This window comes from Oceaniferula marina, from assembly GCF_013391475.1.
Taxonomy (GTDB): domain Bacteria; phylum Verrucomicrobiota; class Verrucomicrobiia; order Verrucomicrobiales; family Akkermansiaceae; genus Oceaniferula; species Oceaniferula marina.
Genome location: NZ_JACBAZ010000002.1, coordinates 521,808 through 542,394, shown reverse-complemented (window position 1 = coordinate 542,394; position 20,587 = coordinate 521,808). Strand labels below are relative to the sequence as shown.

At 52.1% G+C, this 20,587-nt stretch carries 3 protein-coding genes; all 3 read right to left on the bottom strand.

What is annotated here, in order from left to right:
• Window positions 1–181: 181 nt before the first annotated feature.
• The 3 genes from HW115_RS06655 to HW115_RS06645 all read right to left on the bottom strand — a co-directional run bounded on the left by HW115_RS06655 (window position 182) and on the right by HW115_RS06645 (window position 20,446).
• Window positions 182–8,284, bottom strand: a complete 8,103-nt coding sequence (locus HW115_RS06655; RefSeq protein ID WP_178931806.1) for a cadherin domain-containing protein — start codon at window positions 8,282–8,284, stop codon at window positions 182–184.
• A 340-nt stretch (window positions 8,285–8,624) separates the two neighbouring features.
• Entirely contained in the window at window positions 8,625–19,019 is a 10,395-nt protein-coding gene (locus HW115_RS06650; protein ID WP_178931805.1) for a cadherin domain-containing protein, read from the bottom strand.
• 353 nt (window positions 19,020–19,372) lie between these two features.
• Window positions 19,373–20,446, bottom strand: coding sequence for a baeRF10 domain-containing protein (locus HW115_RS06645; protein WP_178931804.1), 1,074 nt, complete (start codon window positions 20,444–20,446; stop codon window positions 19,373–19,375).
• Window positions 20,447–20,587: the final 141 nt, after the last annotated feature.

Here is a 20,587-nt window from a genome sequence, read left to right as displayed (position 1 = left end):
AAAGAAGCACCGCTTTTGCTTCTCATCAGCTATGCTGACTTACTTTCTCAGCAATCTCTTTACCATTGCTCGATTCCGACAAACTAGCATGTGGGAATGGTATTTCAAACCGCAAAAAAAGGCGCCCTCAATCAAGAGGACGCCTTTCTCATTGTGTGTGTGTTTCGTTGCCCGCAATCTTTTATTCGACAATCAGGTAACCCACCTGGGTTGTCGTATGACTCATCTCACTATCATTCAGCTGATCCTCAACGGCATGCAGTCCGATGCTGGTCGTCGTCAATGCTGGCGAACCCGACAACGCGGCCCAGGCACCATTGTTACCATCCATACCGGAGATGCTCACCGCAGCCGCACTCACGGAACTCAAGTTCCCACTCAAGCTGTAGGTATAAGGACTTGATGAGTTACCTAAGCCTCGCACACTGTCTGCACCCAGAGCAGCTTCATAAGCAACGCCGTTGATGACACCACTTCCGGATTCAATCACGATGTAACCAACTGTCTCGTTGGCTCGGCTTGTATTGGGATCCTCACCGACGTGTTTTCCGACATTGAGCGCCGACGCGCTGGCCGGAGCCGTGCGAGAGTTCCCCATACTCCAAAACACCGACCAGTTCGCGTCATTCGCACTCATCACCTGGCCGACCACCACGGGAGAGGTATAGGTATTTTGGTAGGTCTTGGATTCACCCACCCAACTATTGTTCTCCGCCGTTACTGTGGAGGTGTATTTTACAGCCTCCATCGTCACGCCGTCTGTTGCCTGGGTGTAAACACCTTCTTCGACAGCAATGATGGACACATCGACGCTGTGTGCTGTGCTTAATCCATCGACTCGGTCGATTTTCAGATCAAAGCCGCTACCGCTCACATTGGTGATCCGTGTCACCACGGGAATCTGACTAGTCCCATCATATATCGGGGTCGCAACAATCACGGCCGAGTTGTAGTTTTTACCCAAGTCAACGCTGGTCCAACTGCTATTGCTAACATTACTCACTGTGGTCCGAACCAGTTTGGGTGATGTATCGGCCGCCGTGGTGAAACTACCACTCGCCCCCCATGACTCGCCCGCGCTATTGCTAGCATGAACGGTGAAGTAGTAAGCGGTTCCTTCAGTCAGTCCGCTAAGCGTTGTGTTATAGGCTCCCGTAGATTGTGTTCCTAGGGCCTGGCTATTGGTCCAGTTACCTGCGGTAGATCCCCCATCACTTTCTCCATAGTAAAGAGTAAGCGTCGGGTCTTCACCTCCGTCATCGGTCACGCTGTAGGCAACGTCCGCACTGCTCTGGGTCAAGTTGCTGGCCGCGCCGGTAGCAACCGATGGTGTGGTTACCTCCAGCACATCAGTCACTGTGATTGATACATTGGCGGTGTCCGTCAGAGCTCCATTGTCAGTGACCAAAACCGTCAGCGAGTAAGCTGCAACGGTCTCGAAATCGAGTGTCGTCGCGGTTGTGATATGACCACTGCTATCAATGAGAAACGCACCGCCAGTATTCCCTGCCGTAATGGCATAACTAAGGACACTTCCGGCATCAACATCACTGCCCATCACCGTAGCTACGGCTGAACCGATGGCAGCATCTTCTGCTATGCTACCACTGGTATCGTTAGCAACGGGAGCCTCGTTAAGATCATTCACCGTCACATTGATGGTGGCGGTATCACTTAACGAACCACTATCGGTAACCGTCACGGTTAAGAGATAGTTACTGATGGCTTCGAAATTTAATGCTGCAGCGGTGGTAATGTTCCCTAAGCTATCAATAGCAAAAGCATTGCCTGTGTTACCTGAACTGATGGTATAGGACAGGGCGTCACCGGCATCAGGATCGCTGGCAACAACCGATGCCACTGAGGTTCCCGGGGCCAGATTTTCAGCCACGGCGCCACTGGCATCATTGGCTGTTGGAGCCTCATTCACATCTGTCACATCGATAGTCACCGTAGCGGTATCTGCTAGTAATCCGGCATCGGATACCGTGACAGTTAGCACATACTGCTGAGCTGTTTCATAATCGAGTGCGGTTGTCGTAGTCACTTCACCAGTGCCTGAGTTGATGGCAAATTCACCACCGGCGTTGCCTGAGGTAATGGCATAACTCAGCGAGTCACCGGCATCTGGGTCATTAGCGACAACCGTTGTGATGCTAGCGCCACTTGCTACATTTTCGGCAATACTTCCACCCGTGGCATTTGCGACCGGGGCCTCGTTGACATTGGTAACATTCACTGTAATTGTTGCCGTATCAGTCTCAACCGGCGCTCCATCATCAGCAACGGATACCGTGAGCACATACTGACTGACCGTTTCGTAATCAGGGACAGCCACTGTGGTGATCTCACCGGTGCTGCTGTTGATGGCAAACTCGCCTCCCGTATTACCTGCAGTAATTGCATAGCTCAATGTGTCATTGATGTTGATATCTGACGCTGTCACGGTTCCCACACTTGAACCCGTCGCAACACCTTCGGCTAGGTTGAAGCTGGCATCCGTGGCATTGGGAGCACTGTTCAGCAAACTTTCACCAAAGAGAGTTTGAATATCAGCACTGCTCATCGAGCGATTAAAGAACCTCACATCATCGATACCTCCTTTGAAGCGTCGGGCCGAACTATTGGAATCCTGACCGATCAGCAGAGGAGCTGTTAATGTCTCTGCGGAATGAGTCGCCACATTCTCAGCCGACTGCAAGACACCATCCTGAGTTCCCATATACATGGTTGCCTTTGTGGGTTCAATGACCAGCGAGAAGAAACACCATTCACCGTCAGGAGGGGTGAGACCGGAGTTCCACCCCCAATGCCCGTTATCCCAGTGATATCGCAAAGTATTACCTGCGATATCAACTCCAGCGGCAATGCCACTTCCCCGCATAAAGACCACACCGGAATAATCCACTTGCGCTCCATTGCGTTTGATCCAACCACTGATGGTTGCCGTATTACTGGTTACCCCCAAAGAAGGGCTCACGGTCAACGTGTCGTCTACCCCATCGAAATCGATGGCGTGACTGCCGACATATCCGCTCATCCATGATGGAGAGCCAGACAGTGCACCACTGCGACCGTAGCCTGACGAATCGGCACTTGTTGTTCCGGTGCCTTCTTCCATTTTCATCCATGCCAATAAATTGACATAAGAAGATCCAGGCGTTGACGCTGCACTATTGGGGTCTGTGCCTAAGGCGATTTCAAGCGCATCCAGCACTCCATCACCATCAGAATCCTCAGTATCCACATTGGATACATTCACGGTAACCGTAGCCGTATCAGTTAGACCCCCGACATCCGAAACCTGAACCGTCAAAGCGTAACTTGACACCGCTTCATAATTCAGACCAGATGCCACAGTGATCAACCCTGAGTTGGAATCGATGGCAAATGCGCCTCCGGTATTCCCCGCAGTGATGCTATAAGTCAGAACATCTCCTGCATCGGGGTCAGATCCGACAACCGAACCTACCGTCGTTGCCACAGATACGTCTTCGGCCACAGCAAAGACAGCATCCCCCAAGACGGGCGGCATATTAACGTGAACCACTTCCACCTGGAAGGTATCGACAGCCACCGTATTCAAGCGATCAAGAGCTCGCACGGAAATTTGTGCCGTACCATACTGTCCGGGTGCATAACTCAGAGTCAGTTGTGTTCCATTCAGAACAGCACCTACCAGAGCTCCGTTGGTATTACCTGCAAGCTCAATCGTCAGAGGGTCACCAACATCAGAATCCGCAAACACATTGCTCAGATCAAGCACGGTATCTGCAGCATCTTCATTCACCTGCACATCCGCTACCGCATTGGCCACGCTAGGACCACTATTACCCAAGGTGTATAGATACTGACCATCGATAACTGCCTGAGCGATTCCCGGACCCTGCCAAGCCACCGCAAGGTGATCACCTCCGCCACCTTCTTTATGGATGGCTTCAATGTAATACGCTTTCCCTGCTTCGAGCGAAATCGTCGCCGAAGTCTGGGAGGATTTGGCAGTCCACGCTTTCTCACTGGTCCACCCATCTACATAGGCAATCCGACTGGCATTCGCCGCCTGATGATCCGTGCTGAGATAGAGGTCGCCGTCATCATCAGAAGCAATCCAGAACGTATAGTCTCCCGTCGTGGGAGGAACCAAATATCCTGTCAAGCGTTGACCATAACTGTCACCATCTCCGGTGGGAGCTTCAAAAGAAGTCAGAATCGATGTTGATGTCGGACTATCAGGATAGTTGGCATTGCCTGTGAGGTCTGAGATATTACCACCACTCACACTGGTCCATTTGTCGCGTTGGATTCCCGACTGGCTGATGGAACTTGCCTGCACATCCACGTTCACCACCGCCGTGTCTGATCCACTACCATTGTTGGTTGTGTAGGTGAAAGCATCAGGTCCTGTATATGAAGCATTGGGGGTGTAGGTCACAGTCCCATCTCCATTATCGACCACCGTTCCATTCGTTGGTTGAGTTAATCCGGTAATGCTCAGTGACCCGTTGGGTCCTGCAACATCATTGCCCAGAAGATCGATCAGCGAACTAAAGCCTTCCAAGGCCACAGCGCTATCATCTCGAGTTACAGGATTATTTCCGGTGTAAGACACCAACAAATAGGAGCCTCCTTTGTTTCCGGCATCCTGTTCAGCATCTGCAATCTGATCTTCGAGTATTGTAGCAGCAATCGTATTACCGGTGCCTCCTTGTTTTTGCACCACCCAGAACCCTTCGTCGCCGGGGTTGGATCCTCCCCATGGCACCGAAATATCAGCGCAAACAAGTCCCGAGGTAATGGTTGGAAAACGAGTGAAGTCGTGACTGGCAGTGCTATTGCTCAGACCACTGAAGCCATTGTAAGCGTCGTATCCGAGACCTCCCACCTGTATGCGGTAATCGCCAATCTGCAGACTGCCAGCTTCCATGATGATGTAACCCACCGTTTCGTTGGCGCGGGTCACATTGGTATCTTCACCAACGTGTTTTCCGACTTGGAGCTTATCCTTGATTTGTTTATACCAGAATGTCGACCACGCGGTATCGTTGTAACTCATCACCTGTCCAAACACGGTGGGGATAAAGTAATGATCAAACAAGTTGTGAGCCATCGTCCGGGTTTCGCCAACAAAGCTACCGGTGGTATCCGTGACGTTGGAAGTAAACTTGACCGCTTCCATTTTCACCCCGTGGGTGGCGACGTCATAGACGCCTTCTTCCACCGCGAGATAACGCACCTGCACGTTGCTCACATCTCCCGACTGACCATCGGCACGTTGCAGCATCACTTCGAAGGAATTACCTGAAGCATTGCGGATCCGGGTCACCACGGGGGGCGTGCTTTCCGTGACAACCGGCTGAGCCACCACAACCATCGAGCTGTAGCTTTCGCCGAGGTTGACGGTTGTCCACCCCGTTGTGGATACATGGGTATCACCGGATTCAAATGTCGGGTAGTTTGCCGCGGCATTCACGGTGATGTTGATGGTGCCGGTATAGGTATTTCCAGTAGCATTCACCACCGTGTATTGGATGACATCATCACCGGTAAACCCAGCGTTCGGAGTGTATGTGTAGGTTCCGTTTCCGTTGTCTACCAAGGACCCGCTTGTGGGGTTCGTCATCCCGGTAAAAGTCAAAGTACCGTCATAACTGAAGTCATTCAAACTAGGGTTACCGAATGTCACTGCGGCATCCTGCTTGGTGATGATATCCTCACCCACGGTTTCCACCATATTCCACTGTGGTAATACACTCACTGTGCTCAGGGCCGTGGCACTAAAGCTTAGCTGCCATTGTTGCAAAAACGGACTCACATCATATCCTACGGTTTGGGACATATGAACCAAGAGCGCATCCAACTTATCCTGTGCGGTTGATATCGTGGCATCATTACTAATCGCATGAACGATCGTGCGGATTTTATCCCAGCCAAATACTGCCCCAACGGAATCATAAAACGTTCCTTTCACATCCACCGCGTAGTGGTTGTAGTGGTTCCACAAGTCATCCGTCAGCGATCGCTGATAGTTATTGATCCGCCCCACATCGAGTTCCTGCTTCCAGGAAAACGGCAGGTACATTTGCTGGGCATACTTGCCTCCCAGATTGGGAGCCGTTTCGCCGAACTCATGGAACAAAATATTGTTATGGTCAGCGTGGTGCCCATGCTCATGCATGGTAAGCGCCTCACCTCCAACCACCAGTGAGTCGTAATCCGTGATATTCGATCCCATTCCATAGGATAGAGGCATCGAAGACGCTCCACCCACCGGTTGATAATCGTGATGCGTCCGCAAAGGACGACCGCGATGGTAATTGTAAAAATCATCAATCCACCAGATCATGTTCCGATGAATTTCCATCACACCCTCCGGGTTATCCAAACTGCGCAGATACTGTTCAGACTCGATGACCAATACGTGCGTGTCGGAAACAAGAACCCCGAAAGGTGTCTCACGATCCCGCACACCTGCGATCCACTCGGCATTGGTATTCACCCCATATTCAAAATAAGGGGCTTCGACCGCGCCGTTGACCTGAACCGACTGGGCTCCGGTCCACTCGGTTCCCGAAGGAGCAACAAACATCAACAATCCACCATGAGGGCTGGCCACGTCCAAGGTCGCAGTATCCACATCAAAGAACAGCTGTTGATAAGGCATGGTGTAATAATTGGTATCGCCCGTATCCGTACGAAGGTGGCCAATTTGAACATCCAGGCCAATGCCGACAAGTGCAGCGGGCACTGTGATGCTCACCACTTCACCGGGTGCAGCATAAAGACCGGTGTCAATCACCCAGTAATCGTGACCGGCCACGGTTTCCGGTAAAGTCACCGACTTGTTCACGCGGGCGGCGGAAGCTCCCACGGGCAAGGCCGTACGGTGAGCCGTCATTTGAGCCACAGGAAGCTCTCTCAAAATTTGTCCCTCACGATTCAGCAGTGCTTTTTCCAGCGAGTCACTCACCGGTGTCGTCGGGGTTGGGTTGATCGTCGCAATCTTTGTCCAGAACACATCATCCAACTGAAGCTGCAAGGGGTCTGTCTCCTTCAGCACGGCATTCAGTTTATCAAAAATGGAAGCTGCTAGATTTTTCTCAGATTCACTGTAGCTGCCCGGCGTCTGAATGATGGCTAAAACATCATCTCCAGTCATCTGACCACTGCCGCGGTTGATAGTCTGCACCCCTCCAGCGGGCCATGCCTGAGTGAAACCAATGCCTGCCTCACGCAAAAGGATATTTCCAGGGATATCCTCTGTCGATTTTCCCCACCACCAACTGTAACCCGGACCATACTCGGAAATAAACAAACCTCCACCAGCTGTCACATAATCACGTATGGTATCACTCATACTCTGACTGATGCTGGTGCCAATCCACCCGGCGACAAACACATCCGCACCTACCAGATCGGTAGCCAAGTTGGCAGCCGTTGTATTCACCACATTCGTAAACCCTTGGGCAATGAGCCAGTCTGCGTTCGCCTGATTGTTGTAAGTGACAACCTTAACGCCCAGACTTGTGGATCCCGCAAGCCAAGCCATACCATTGGTGTAGAAGGTTCCCGTACTGGCATCGCCACCATAGCTACCCATGTTCAGCCACTGGTGGTCTGGCATGGCGATCACCTTACCCGCACCCCATCTGGCACCTGCAACCATCGGGTTATCGATTCCAGCACCGGGGTAGTTGCTGATGCTGCAGGCAGAATCACCATACACCACCATACGACCAGGCTGCGTAGGATCAGCTAGTGAACTCACCCCTGCCAAGATTTGATCTCTTGCGGCTTCCGCATCAATCGCAGCATTCACCGCAAGCTTCAAACTATTGGTGACACTCTGAGTCCCTGCCACCGTCAAATTCATCGTCACACTTCCCGCCGCTCCGGAACTTGGTAAAAACGAAAGCCCCTCGAGTGCCGCATTCACATCTGCCAGCGAACCACTGAACGTCATCGTGCTGTCCGACACACCATCCCCGGCGACAAAGGTTAATCCAGTGGTGCCAGATAGGCTTAATGTTCCGGACGTTACCGATAGCGTCAGCGTATCTGCAACATCAAGCACTCCACTGAGAGTCACCGGGTCATGCCCACTTTGCGAAAAGGTCTTCGCCTGACCTACCGTGGTTACCGCCACCGTAGGGATTTCAATTTCCAAGGCATAAGCCGAGGAGCAAAAGGTCATCAGAAGTATACTATGCTGCCCGAACCGGCCCAAGACCGATGGCAACAAGCCCCCTGCACGACCCCATCTTTCATGGGTTGTGTGTGTTTTCATGTGTGTGTTCGTGTTCGTGTTAGGGAAACATGCAGTGCTCCCCTACTGAAGAAGCAGCCGACGCTCAGAACATCTTATTGCCTAAACAATAAAATTTCCCGTCTGAGCTAACTGCTCGATCAGTCATTCCACATCAAGCGACCTAACGAAGATATTAATTTCTATCTATTATCGATACGGCAAAGATACAGAATGAATAGTGTGACTACATAGTATGCATACCTCCGTCAACCCATTTCGACGCAAGAAATCAAATATACCCCCTTGACACAAAAAAAACCCCCTCGTCATCCATCATGACAAGGGGATTTATTAAGAGGTATTTACCATTAAGGTTAGATCACTCCAACACAATATATCCCACCTGAGTTGTCGTGTGACTTTGCTCGCTGTCAGCCATCTGATCTTCAACAGCGTGCAAGCCAATGCTTGTCGTTGTCAGCGCCGGTGACCCCGACAAGACCGCCCAAGCTCCGTTGTTTCCATCCATCCCCGAGACGCTCACTGCGGCCGCACTCGAGCTGCTCAATGTGCCGCTCAGACTGTAGGTGTAAGGGCTGCTGCTATTGCCGAAACCACGGACAGTGTCCGCACCGAGCGCAGCCTCGTAGGCCACTCCGTTGATGCTACCACTTCCGCTTTCGATTACGATGTAACCGATCGTCTCGTTGGCCCGCGCTGTGTTCGGATCTTCTCCCACGTGTTTACCGACGTTGAGAACAGACGCACTCGCCGGAGCTGTGCGGGAGCTTCCCATACTCCAAAACACCGACCAATTGGCGTCATTGGCACTCATCACTTGGCCAACCACCACCGGATTGGTGTAGCTATTCTGGTAGCTTCGGGATTCACCCACCCAGTTGTTATTATCCGCTGTCACCGTGGAGGTGTACTTTACAGCTTCCATCGCCACTCCGTCCGTGGACTGGGTATAAACACCCTCTTCGACAGCGATCACCGATACATCCATACTCAAGGCTGTTGTCAACCCATCGGCCCGGTCGAGCTTCAGTTCAAAGCTGCTCCCGCCGACATTGCGGATCCGAGTCACCACCGGCACCTGGGTGCTACCGTCGTAGACCGGAGTTGCCACAATCACAGCCGAGTTGTAACTCTGCCCGAGATCCACCGTGGTCCAGTTACTGGAACTCACCGCACTGACCGTCGTGCGCACCAGCTTCGGCGAGGTATCAGCTTCTGTCGTAAAGCTGCCGCTGCTGCCCCAACTCTCACCCGCACTGTTAACAGCATGCACGGCGTAGTAATAAGTCGTCCCCTCAGCCAATCCGGACAATGATGCCATATGAGACCCATTGTCCCTCGCCCCCTGGCCAATACTGCTGTTCCAGTTACCCGGAATCTGACCGCCGTCACTTGTTCCATAATAAACAATAACCGTCGGGGCTTCACCACCGTCATCAGTGACACTATAAACAATGTCCGCACTTGTCTGGGTAATGGCTGACGCCGATCCGGAACTCACGAGCGGGGCGCTTATCTCCAACACATCCGTCACATCAATGGCCACACTGGCTGTGTCCGTCAGGGAGGCGATATCGGTTACAGTTACCGTCAACACGTATTGGTTGAGTGTTTCGTAATCGAGGGAGCCGGCCGTGGTGATGTTGCCGCTACTATCAATCGCAAAGGCACCACCAATATTCCCAGCGGTGATCGCATATACCAGGGAGTCACCCGCATCCACATCACTGGATGTGACCGTCACCACTGCGGAGCCCATACCGGCATCTTCGGCAATACTGCCACTGGCGTCATTGGCCACCGGCGCTTCATTCACGTCTGTCACATCCACCGTCACCGTTGCGGAATCGCTCAGCTGTCCGCTATCGGTCACAGTCACAGTGAGCACATACTGGCTTGCGGCTTCGAAATCCAAGGCTCCCGTCGTGGTGATTTCACCCGTGGCCTTGTCGATGGCAAACTCACCACCTGCATTACCCGCGGTAATCGTATAGTCCAGCGTATCTCCAGCGTTGGAGTCGATACCAACAACAGCCCCCACAACTTCATTGGTTGTTCCGTTTTCCGCGATAGTCAAATTCACATCGGCCGCTGTTGGTGTCTGGTTAGGATCGACCACTTCGAGCACGACTGCCGAGAACGCCGTCCAACCAGTTCCTCCTGTGACTTGGACTCCTACGGTGATGTTTCCGCTGCCGTCGGTGGTGATGTAGTTGAATACGCCACCAGCTTCCTCAAGCGTCGCTTTTGATCTCCGGTCAGCTCTGGCCATCACCGATGAATCCACCCCTGCACCATTGGTTACGGTGTATGTGTCTGTGGCGCCACCACCGTCATCATAAATGGCATAGACTCTCGCGTTATACGTTAGAGCATCATCCAAGCCGGAGAAAGTCACGGTGATTGGGTTGGATGGAGCGTTATAGACCAAGTCGTCCGCCTCGGCCACGTAGTAGGTGTCAGCAACCGTTCCTGACCAGGTGGTATTCCCATCATCTCCGCCAGCGTCATACACATTGGCCAAAGTCACGGAGACATTATCAGCCACAGTGGATCCATCGCCGTACTTGACCACAGAGCCCGAGGAAATGGAGCCGTTCCCGGTGCCCATCACGTTATAATTGGCTGCACTTCCTGATACAGAACTTAAATCGACAGCTATGACATCTCCAACTGCCAAGTCTTCATGAACTTGATTCACGGTGACCGAAACGCTTGCAGTATCCGTAAGTTCACCATCGGTAATGGTGTAAGTAAACGAGTCATCCCCGAAGTACTCGGCATCGGGAGTATAGGTCACCGTCGTTCCATCAGTTGAAACCGTTCCGTTCGTCCCTTGGGTTACCCATTCCACAGAAATCGATGAATCCACATCGGTGTCATTGTCCAGAACAGCCACAACCACTGATTCGTCTTCATCCACAACGGTTGAGTCATCCGATGCCACCGGAGCTTCGTTGACGTCAACCACATCCACAGTCACTGTCGCGACATCACTCAGAAGCGTGTCAGTGACTTGAACCGTGAGCACATACTGAATCGTCGTCTCATAGTCGAGTGATCCAGCAACAATAATCTGACCGCCCGCATCCACTGCAAAGAGGCCGGAACCATTACCTCCAATAATCTGATAGCTCAGTCCGTCACCATCCGGATCACTGGCAACAAGAGTCAACACCCCAGCTCCCATACTCGCATCCTCAGCAACGGTTCCTGTCGCATCATTCACCACAGGAGCCTCGTTCACATTATTCACCGATATACTAACAGCGGCAGTATCCACCAGACCTCCACTATCAGTAACAGTCACGATCAGGTTATACAAAGAAACAGTTTCATAGTTCAGTTCCGTGGTGGTTGTGATCATACCGCTGTTATCGATCCCAAAGGCACTTCCTGTATTCCCCGCCGTAATGGCGTAACTCAGGCTGTCACCGGCATCGAGGTCATTCGCGGTCACGGCAGCAACCGTCACACCAAGATCACTATTTTCTGCAATGCTAGCGCTGGCATCATGGGCCACAGGAGCTTCATTCACATCCGTCACCTTGATGGTGATATCTGCGGTATCGTTCAAGGATGGATTACCATCATCGCTTACAGAAACCGTCAATACATACTGCCCCGTGGTCTCGTGATCGAGCACCGCAGTCGTTGTAATTTCACCGGTATTGCTCTGGATGGCAAACTCACCGCCCGCATTTCCCCCTGTGATCGAATAGCTCAATGAGTCACCCGCATCGGCATCAGTGGCCATCACCGTTCCAACGACAGTTCCTGCATTACGGTTCTCCGCTACCGCATAAGTAGCATTACTGACAACTGGTGCGGTATTTCCAACAATACCAAACCATGCATTGGCATGCTCGATGAGCTCACTTGTCGGTAGAGCATTGTTATAAGCGGCAAAAGCATGAATGCCCACAGTGCCATCCAAGCGCAAATTACTCGCTCCGAGAGTCGCCGTGGCCGATGCCACGTCAATGACCTGGGCCATGCTACCCACATGCATACCATCGACATAAACTCGGGTTTCACCACCGGTCGAATCGACCACAAAGGCCAACTGGTGAACGGCACCATAAGGTGATGCCACCGATTGGCCGGCTTCAGCGGTAAACGACCAGTCAGCCACACCAAAATGAGTCGCTCCGAGGGCTCCGGTATTGTTCCATTGCTCGAATTTCAATCCCCGACTATTGCCAGTGAGTATATCCAAATTGGCCTGCCCCAAATCCTCACCATCAATGATAAACTCATAAGTGGCATCACCGGAAATGGCGGACAAGTCAACCGTAGTAGTGGCATTTCCAGCCAAAGGAGATGTCCGCTTATGAACTGCGGCACTACCTGTATCAACGGCCAACTCCCAGTCGCCGACTCCTCCGACAACCACTTCACTCAGATCAACCGTAATAGTGGCGGTCCCCATTTTTATGGGATTGCCGTTATCACTTACCGTCACCGTCAGGGCGTAGCTCGGAACCGTGTCGTAATCCATGGCTGAAGCAACAGTCAATTCTCCTGTAATGCTGTCGATGGCGAATGTTCCTCCGGTGTTACCTGAAGTAATGGCATAACTCAATGTATCCCCGGCATCGGCATCAAGTGCAGTCACGGTTCCCAAAGACGCACCCACGCTTAAATCCTCGGCAACAAGGTGATAGGCGTCCACGGCCACGGGTGCCTGGTTGCCTAACCATGCATCGTTATGAGCTGCGATCTCGGCTTGCCCCAAAGCACTATTGTAGGCGGCAAAAGCGTAAACCCCGGCTTCCGCATCATCACGTAAATTGCCAGAACCCAGCGTGACGGAGCTTGCGGCAAAATCAGGAATCTGCCCCAATGTGCCCACGTGCACGCCAGCCAGATAGAGACGCGTCTCAGATTGGACGGTATCTACCACGATTACAATTTGAGTCAATGTTCCGTATGGTGTCGCGACACTCTGCCCCGGTTCTGCAGAGAAACTCCAATCACTCTGACCAAATCGGGTCATCCCAAAAACACCACGGTTGTTCCACTGCTCATACTTCAAGCCCCAGCCATTGCCATTCAAAAGATCAACACCTGTCTGTCCAAGGTCTTCACCATTGACATAAAACTCATAGGTGGCGTCTCCTACAATGTCGGAGAGATCGACACTCCGTGTGGTATTGCCAGCCAAAGGGGCAATACTGCTCTGATCAGGGGAAGTTCCTTGTGCGACCTCACTCAGCCAACTCAAGGCCCCGCCGGATATCATCGGGTGGGATAGCGCAGCCAATTCCTGGGCGTTGGTCAGACCATCCTGGTCAAGGTCATCGGCGGCACCATAGGCCAAACTTCCGATATACTTATTCTCCCACCAGTCATGCAAGCCATCAGCATCAACATCATACGGTGGTTGAAAATACGCATTGGGGATAAGTTGTTTGGAAAGGCCCTCTGGTCCGGACCAAGCGACAGCCACGTGATCACCACCACCCCCTTCTTTGTGAAGAATCTCAAAAAAGTAATGTTGCCCTGCCTGCAAGGTCATGGCCGAACTCACCGGACCATCAAAATTCAGTTCTCCGGTATACCCTGTGAGTTCGACAATCTTGACCAGATTTGACGCACTGGCGTCCGCACTGAGCCAAAACTCACTGGCATCATCCGATGCCAAATGAAATGTGTAGTCGCCATCCGTTGGAACCTTCAATATCCCCCGAACTCGACGGCCAAAATTGCTTTGACCCGCATCACTGAAGTGCAAACCATTGAGTTCTACCACACTCTGCTTAGTAGGGCTGTCGGGGTAGTTCCCCTGCCCTGTCATATCGGCAACAGAGCTACCTGTGATCTCTGTATAGAAGTCCTCGAGAACATGACCTTCACTCGCACCTACATTCACAGTCACTGTGGCTGTGCCTGATTTCGCCGGGACTCCATTATCAGTAGCCTGCACGACCAACTGGTAGCTGGATGTACGGGCTGCGATCATCGCGACCAAGGGGATCAACTCCCCGCTGTCTGCATCCATCATCCAATCTCCCGCTTCGTTACCAGAAAGAATCTGCCATGTGTAGGAGTCATCAGGGTCATTATTTTCATCCAACTGAACAGCATAGAACGAATGATTCACCACGCTTGTCTCCTCAGCAGTTACAGTTTGATCCTCCATGCTTGGTGGCCGATTCTCATCCACGATAGTTAACTGCACGGTAAACTTCTGGATAGGATTCACCCCATCATGCACCTCCATTATGAGAGCTCCAGCCGAGTATTGGCTACTCAGGGCAGGCAACTCACCAATCAGGCTCAACTTGCCGTCGGAGGCCAAACGAAGTGTTCCCGAGTAACGACGGTTAATCAGATCATCATGTACCGTAAAGGTCAGATTATCACCATCGGGGTCGCTTACATGAGAAGCGAGATCCACCAGCACCGTATTTAAACTTGTCAATTCAAGCACCAAGACTTCCAACACATCAGGCACCACAGGTGCTTGGTTCGCACTCGCCACCTCGAACACCAGATCCGTACTGTTGGAGTGGGCATCCGTCGCCCGGATGGTCACCGTAGAACTACCACTTGCTCCTGCAAGCATCGCCAGATTGAAGTTCACAGGATCGGCAACCACTCCTGTCGGGTCAGCAGTGAAAATTCCAGCATTACTAACAGAAACAACTTCGAAACTCATCGAAGTATCCGCTGTCTCTGCATCATCAAAGGCAGCGAACAGGTCTACAACATAATTTCCTCCGGCTACATCCAGATCAAGATCCGCCAAGCCGTATCCGACCGGACCAGTGCTGGCTCCATCATACTGCACCGTAAAATCGCGCACCGTTTTATTCCAATGATCATCGGATGTCAGGCGCAGCACATAAATCCCGGCGGCGGGTAGTGTGACAGAGGTTTGTACTGCTGAAGCATCGGTAAAGCTCACGCCAGCTGGCCCGGAAACCTGACTCCACGTAGTTACTGGAGAAAGATCCTTCTCCCCCCAAGCCCAGAATTCATTGATGAGGACCGCCTTGTCTCCGGAGGCATTGGTTAGCCCGCTCGGCAACTCCACCCGGATACGCTTGGCCAATGTGTTAGCCGGGATCGCATTCAACACCTGAACGGCATTACCATCCAAAGTCACCTGCCATGTCTGCACTTCCGAAGCGTTGTATGCCGTCACCGTACCACCACTCATGGCAGTCTCCAGATGCATCCGCACGCGTGACAGAGGAAGTTCCTCATCCAGTGTCAACTCCCACCAGTTTCCATCACTGCTTGTATCTGTTCGGGAACCATTGATTCCGCCACGTAGTTTATTGACCGCCTTATAGGCATCGAAGTCGCTGTCCGGAGTTGTCGACTGACTCACACGCCCCCACAAAGTAAGATCGGTATCGCTATCCCGAAGACCCATTACCCGGACTTCCCAAAGCGCCAAGGTATTCAGCGCCTCCGGTTTCTCAATCCGGACATAGCGGACTGAGTGCTCACCAGCCAGACTCAGCGGAATACGATGCGCAAAATGATGTTCACTCTTCGGCATCAGCTTCTGGGATGCTATTTCGTTACGACCGGCATCGAGCAACTTCGCCACTAACCCATAACGTCCATAATCAGAGTCTTCCAGAGCACTCAGGGCAAGATTGACATCCACCCACTGCACTGGTTTTTCAGCGCCCAAATCAAGCTCCCACCAGGCAAGACTCCCCTGACTACCAAACTCACCATTTTGGTTGCCGTAATACTGAGTAAAAGCGTGATATTCTGAAGGTGTGACAATCGTCTGGGCCTCCGCATGGTTACCGTCGGATCGGGTCGCCGTTCCATCGGGAGCCAAGTCCACCAATCCGGCAAAACGATCATCGCTAACTCCGGACACCAACTCGGAAGTATTCCAAGACCCTTGATTCCATCCGACCAGTTCCAAATGGTTCACCATTGCCCAGGGCGCACGCTCCTCTCCTTTATTAGCAAGCAGCGGAGCAGCCTCCACGATGACCCAACGCTCTACCATCTTGGTGTGGCCATTATCTGTCGCTCTCAGACGCAAGCGATACCGCCCGGGTTCGCTGAATGTTGCCACCGCATACTCGCTGGCCTCACCTTCAAAGCTCACTGCGGATCCTGCGGGTTGATCCACAACGTCCCATTGCAGCGTGCTGGTCCCACTGAAATCCGGGCCCGTGGCTGCAATGCGCCGGCTTTCCAAGACCAGCCCATGATCCTCACGGATGCGGGTGTAGGTACGGGCCGGGCGGAGCACATCCGCAATCCCAACCAAGACACGCGAGGTGCCATTGAGAACGCGTCCATCCACATCCTGGGCCGTGTAGGAAATCACGGCAAAGCCACTGGCACCCTCCGATGGAGTGAAACGCAGGAAGCCATTCGGATGAACGCCCGTGCTACCGTCAGGGAAGATATGAAACGTTTTCTCCAACTCCAAGGTGCCCATCGCCGGGGTGTCCAAACTTGCCGAAGTCAGAACATAGGATCTTGCAAAACCCGTATTTTTTTCCGTGCTCAGATTCAAGCTCTGGGCAACCACGGTGCTGATGTTCCATTCATTTCTTAGTTGCCCGGTAACGACATCATTCACCAGTGGGTTGAATCGAAGCACCCGCTCGCCGTCTGTTTGTACCAGGTCATCAACAGCGGCAATCGTCGGCGTGATGTAATTGATCGTCACTGTCTGGTTCGATCCACCGACACTCACCGTGATCTGCTCACTTCCCGTCGCATCGGGATGGGAACGCAACAGCATGGAATCTCCACTGATAAACATATCCGACATCGTCGGGTAATCCACCTGGGCCAATGATGCCGGAAAAATTGTCCACTGGTCCTGCCCCGCTGCCAGGTTGATCGTGTTGGGATCATTCACCGGACTTCCCACAGTAATGACCACCGGAGCCCGGGAGAGCCAGCCACGCCCGTTGTTTCCAACCGACCCTCTCAGGGTGTAATTGAAATACACAGATCCCTCAAACCCGGCTGAGGGAGTAAACTGTATTTCCTTACCCTGATTCACAATGTCCAAAGTGCCGGCCCCCGGAGGGACGATCCTGGAAACCTCCTCAACAAAAAGGTGATCGTTGTAATAAGGGCTACCAGGTGTGGCCCGGTCATCATTGGCCAGCGGGTCAAACGTAACCGGGGTATCCACCGCGGTGACCACCGTGTCATCATTGGCAAAGGCAGTTTCGGCAGGGTGACGTAAACGGTTCGTTCCATTGGCCGTGCGAAGATCATAGTCGTCCTCACCATCGATCTTCCCATGCTCCTTGATCCCACGTGTCCGCAGCTGGGCTCTACCGGAAAACTCACGCCATAGCTGGTGGGCGGTCACAGGAAGACTATGTGGCCCGGGCGTCAGATAGCCCCAAAAGTGAGCGGGTCCACCCCCCGGCCCCATCAAATCTGAGCCGTCGGAGTGCCCCATGCTTAAGATATGGCCCAACTCGTGCGCAGCTCCCACCGGCCATGAGGAAATATTAAAGGAATTGCCGGCGGCAGCCCCTCCGCCACCCCAGCCGTAGAAATTTCCGTGGCCGACAAGGGCTTCATTACCATTGCGCCAGCTTCCCATAATCGTCCCCTTGTCCGGACCTCCATCGTTCTCCCTCCGAATCATGAGCTCCGCGACCAACATCTTGGTGGCCATATTACGCTCATAGATTTCATCAATCTCCTCAAAGGTAATCAGGATACGTGTCAACATCGCGGCGATCTCCGCATCCGTTGGGTTCTCCTTGTCACCCGAAAGCAAGTCCGGGCCGGTCTGCGCCCAATACTGAAACTCCTGCAACGATTCGTTGTATTTTTCACCAAATGGAATCGGGTCGGCGGCTTTCCCCCCCCGGCCCGTCAATGGGTCAATTCCAGGTGTGGTATTAATCGCTTGATATTCGCCGGGCTCAAAGCCGTAGTCCCCTCCTGGACCTCCCCCCAAGGTGATCCATTGGTCAAACTGCTTCGCAAGCTCAGGATCCATACCCGGAGTAGCAGCCACCGCTTCCTCCATTCCAACCGCGCCCTGATGACCCGTATGATCACACTTCCCTGAAGAACACTGACCAAAAGCCTGCTGATGCATAGCCTCAGGCTCGTAACGCATCTCCAACGCCCCGCTCACCGGATTGTTACGCAGCATCAAGCGGTCACGATGCTGGTTACGCAGCGAAAGCGTGTACTGATCACCGACCACTGACATACTAACCGCCTGGGCATCAAATTCAGCAAAGAGATCCAGTGGCTTCATCCCGGATAGAGGAACCAAGTCAGAACTTGTCGACTCCGCTCTAACACCCTGAAAGTCACCATGCAGGGAAGCCGATTTGAGTCCAACCACACCACCGAAAACTCGAATGTCACTCCCGGGGTGATACACTTGGGTTCCGTCCGACAATCGAACCTTCGCGCCGTCGGCAAAAATCTTTTTCGCCTTCAAATGCAACTGTCGTTCGGTCCCTCCGAGACGCAACATCAATGGACGCCCTTCGTTAACCGCATCAACCAAGGACTTCAACTCACCGGAGTATTCCGTCTTCACTGCTCCGCTGCTCGAGTCGGCACCAACGGCACCAGCTGAAGCAGACCTGACAACTTCCCATGACCGATCACCGACATTATGTCGATCATCTGCCGTCATCTGCCGCCCGGCCCGGGTATCACCGGCCAACGGTTTGTGATGGTCTCCTGACCGCAAGGTCAGCAATACCAAAGTTAGAGTAAGAACTACCAACAAGCCGGCAGCCCAAAGGGTCTTTTTATTTTTCATTGTTATGTATGGTTATGTGTTCATGCATCCGCCCACATTCGCCTCAGCCTATCAGAAAACCAACGCCTTAAGACGCGCATTCTGATAGACTTAACGACGATTGTTACACAACTTTGAATTCAAAAGGCAACTTAAACGCACCTGTTTCTCCAGGGGACAAGAACACACCAACCAACTAACAATCCAACAAATGCGATAAAATCAAGCTTTTCAGCCGACAACATCAAACAAGAAAAAACTGCATACTTCAAAGCATGTAATACACTTTGAAATATACAGTATACTGAAATAAGAAGAGGCCGCCACTTTTCAGGCAACCTCTTCCAGCACAACCAAAATGAATAATATGATCCTTACGCAACCGAAGCATGAACCTCAGGCTTAATAGCTCGTTCATCCCACGATGGAAGGTAACGAAGCAAACACCCGACACCTCCAAATTGCTCCAGCGTCTTGTTATTTTGCACCGTTTCAATCGAGATATCCTGCGTGGATGCGAGTCGGCTTAAATATTCGCGTTCGCGGTCAGGCAAGTTGGTCGAAAGAATCAACTGATCCGCACAATACATTTCGAGAGCCTCCACTGCGGCATGGAAACCAACAACGGCGAGGCCATTCGAACTCAGCGCATATTCTAACCGTTTTACAGCATCCTGACTTTCCATGTTTTCCTGATCCAAAAAGACTTGAATCGATTGGTTCACCACTTTGTTTAAAGCATTTTTACTAAATCCAGAGCGAACTTCCCCGGCAAGTTTCGCCTTGAGGTGTTTGGGAAGTTGTTCTTTCAGGCGATTCACAAATCGAGGCTCTCCTGCGAGAATCAACGAATTATGCCCACGCTTTGTCATCAGCTGCTCAATCACCGCGATCTTCTCCTTCACAAATTGACCACTCCGCTTCTTACGGTGGTTTTGATAATGCTCCCGGGTCCACTCGCGACCAAGACGCTTTCTCAATTCCGGCCGTCTTTCTAACAATGATTCTGAAATCTCACCGAGATTGATTTCAAAAATCCTGGCAGCCTCCGAGTTCATCGCCACCAATACAAAACGGTGGAATCGGTCCTTGAGTTCTACGAGAGGGAAAATCACAGGCAGGGAACCAGCGTGAAACTGAGTCTCCACCGGTACTTTCAAATGAATAGGCAACAACATGGGGTATTCACCCCAGCGACTGAAAACCACCAGACTTTGCCGGTCATTTGCTGTTTCCATAAAAGTAAAGACCTCCTCCAGTGCATCCTCAAAATCAGACTGCTGCCGGCCCTTGAACGTATGTCTCGCCAAAGTAGCCCAGTCCTTGAGGTTTTTACGGTGTTCATCAAGCGGAGTGCTTTTATTCATGTAGACACTCAAAATCGGAGAACCCGTCTCCGGTAAAGTGGCCAATGCAATCAAATGCTTTTTTAAGTCTAGCTTGTTCATAACTGGGGTTCTTTCCTGGCTGTTTTTTACGATTCACTCACTAATTCGGCAGATTTTCTCCTGTTTTTACTTGTTCAGTTCCGAATACACAGCAATATTACATGAAACAAATTACACGCAAACGAAAACACGAAATTTATT